This window comes from Mycobacterium sp. (assembly GCF_049585075.1).
Classification (GTDB): Bacteria; Actinomycetota; Actinomycetes; order Mycobacteriales; family Mycobacteriaceae; genus Mycobacterium.
Window position 1 is genome coordinate 1 of record NZ_JBAUZA010000212.1, and the last position, 2609, is coordinate 2609.

General features: G+C 66.7%; 3 protein-coding genes. All 3 read right to left on the reverse strand.

Annotated elements, in window-relative coordinates; genetic code table 11:
- On the reverse strand, positions 1-583 hold a 583-nt coding region (locus tag WB785_RS10340; protein WP_424078919.1), incomplete at its 3' end, for an FtsB family cell division protein.
- A 12-nt stretch (positions 584-595) separates the two neighbouring features.
- Positions 596-1885: a phosphopyruvate hydratase gene (gene eno / locus WB785_RS10345; RefSeq protein ID WP_424078920.1), complete on the reverse strand. Its 1290-nt coding sequence runs from the start codon at positions 1883-1885 to the stop codon at positions 596-598.
- A 57-nt stretch (positions 1886-1942) separates the two neighbouring features.
- Positions 1943-2609 (reverse strand): lytic transglycosylase domain-containing protein (locus WB785_RS10350; protein ID WP_424078922.1); only part of this gene is annotated, 667 nt, incomplete at its 5' end.

Genomic DNA, 2609 nt, shown 5'->3' on the forward strand with positions numbered 1-2609 from the left:
TCGGCGGGCCGTGCGGGGCATCGGCGATGGTGTGCCACAGCGAGGTGTACCACGGATCTCCTGCAGCCGCGGGCGTCGGCTGGGTGCCCGGCTCTGCAGGCACGGCCGCCGACGGGGGAAGTTGGACCTGATACGGGATGTCACCAGGCTTTACGAACCCCAGACGCTCGCGGGCTTGGGCCGCAATGTAAGCCGGGTCCGCGAGCTTGACCTTGTGCTGCTCGAGATCGGCGATCTGTTGCCGCAGAGCAGCTTCGGAGGCAGCCAGCTGTTTCATCTCGGTGCGCTGGGCGAAATAGGTGCGGACCGGGCCGGCGATGGTGAGCGTGAGCACGCAGACCACCGCGGCCAGGATCGCCGCTCGCCGTGCGGTCAGTCCAAGTCGTTGCTCGGACCGTTGCTCGGCCGATTCGACGATCGCGCGTTTGATCGGTTCGACCTGCTCCGGCATGGCCCGAGATGCGTTCGGGCCCGGACGGGCTGCCGGCGCCTTGCGCGGCCGGCCCTGTTTCGAATCGCCGGCCCGGCCCGGTCGCGACGCCGGTGAGCGCCGCTTCGGGTCTGGCCGTTTCGATTCGGGCATGATTGCTTCCGGCTAGCCGGCTTCCGGCGCGTACCGCGGGAAAGCCAGGTCAGCGGCGTAGCGGGCGGCGTCGCCGAGCGCCTCTTCGATCCGAAGCAGTTGATTGTATTTCGCCACGCGTTCGCTGCGGGCCGGTGCGCCGGTCTTGATCTGCCCGCTCCCGACGGCCACGGCCAGATCGGCGATCGTGGTGTCCTCGGTCTCGCCGCTGCGGTGGCTCATCATCGTCCGGTAGCCACTGTGGTGTGCGAGCGCGACCGCATCGAGTGTCTCGGTCAACGTGCCGATCTGATTGACCTTGACCAGCAACGCATTTGCCGCGCCCTTTTCGATGCCTTCTTCGAGGCGCTCGGGATTAGTGACGAACAGATCGTCGCCGACAATCTGCACCCGGTCGCCGATCGCCGTCGTCAAAGCTACCCAGCCGTCCCAATCATCTTCGGCCAGTGGATCTTCGATGGACACCAATGGGTAGGAGTCGAGCAGCTCAGCGTAAAACTGCGTCATCTCATCGGCGCTACAGGTCTTCTTCTCGAACGCGTAGCCGGTGCCGTCGGTGTAGAACTCGGTCGCTGCCGCGTCGAGCGCCAATGCCACGTCGGCGCCGAGCTTGAAACCCGCCGACTCGATGGCCTGGCTGATCACGTCCAGCGCCGCCTTGGTTCCCGGCACGTCGGGGGCGAATCCGCCTTCGTCACCTAGTCCGGTGGACAGCCCCTGCCTCTTCAGCGCCGCCTTCAGGGCGTGGTAGACCTCGGTGCCCCAGCGCAGCGCCTCGTAGAAGCTGGGCGCCCCGATCGGGGCCACCATGAACTCCTGGATGTCAACGGCGGTGTCGGCGTGCGCGCCCCCGTTGAGGATGTTCATCATCGGCACCGGCAGGATGTGCGCGTTGGGGCCGCCCAGATAGCGGAACAGCGGCAGCTCGGCGGAATCGGCGGCTGCCTTGCTGACCGCCAGCGATACTCCGAGGATGGCGTTGGCGCCCAACCGGGACTTGTCCGGGGTGCCGTCCAGGTCAAGCAGCGCCTGATCGACCAGCCGTTGATCGTCGGCATTGAGGCCGATGACGGCGGGAGCGATTTCGTCGAGAACGGCATGGACGGCCTTCTTCACGCCCTTGCCGCCGTAGCGGTCGCCGCCGTCTCGCAGCTCGACGGCCTCATGCTCGCCGGTCGACGCACCGGAAGGCACCGCGGCCCGCGCGAATGTCCCGTCGATGAGGGCCACCTCGACCTCGACCGTCGGATTTCCGCGCGAATCCAGGATCTCGCGGGCTCCGACCTGCTCGATAATCGGCACTGGGTTCTCCTTGCGTCGTCAGGATCTTCGGATTGCCACCAGTAGCCTAGAGCCTGCTCAGAGCGGGTGACCCGCAGCATAGGCGGTAGCCCAGTCGCGCACGGCACGGGCATACACGTCGGAGTAGTTGTACGCGCGCAGCGCCTCCATCCACCCTCGCGGCGTGCCGAGATCCTTTCCCCGCCAACACAGATAACCCGCGGCCGACAACGCGGAATCATCGATGTTGTCAACGCTGACCTCGCCGTCGTTGTTGGCATCCACCCCGTATTCACGCCACGTTTCGGGGATGAACTGCATTGGTCCCATGGCCCGCACGGCGTTGGAGCCGTCGTCCATGCCGCCCGCTTCGCTGTCGATGATGCGCAAGGTGCCGTTGGTCCCGTCGAGCACCACACCCCTGATCGGGGGATGCACGTCTCCGTTGGGAGACAGGTTCGCGTTGTGGTAGGTGCCGTGGTGGCTCTCGACCTGACCGATACCGGCCAACGTCGTCCAGGCGATGTGGCAGCCCGGGTTTTCCACCGCGGCCACCCGCGCGGCGTAGCCGTAGGCCTCCAGCGCGGTGACCGGGATTTTCAGCGCCGGCGCATGTGCGCTCGCCCACCCGTGCAGCTGATCGGCAGGCCGGCCTGTGGCGTGGGTGTCGATCGGCGGTACCGCGACGCCTGGAGGCGGCGGTACGCCTTTGGGGATGTAGGGACCCAGCTGCCAGCTACAACTT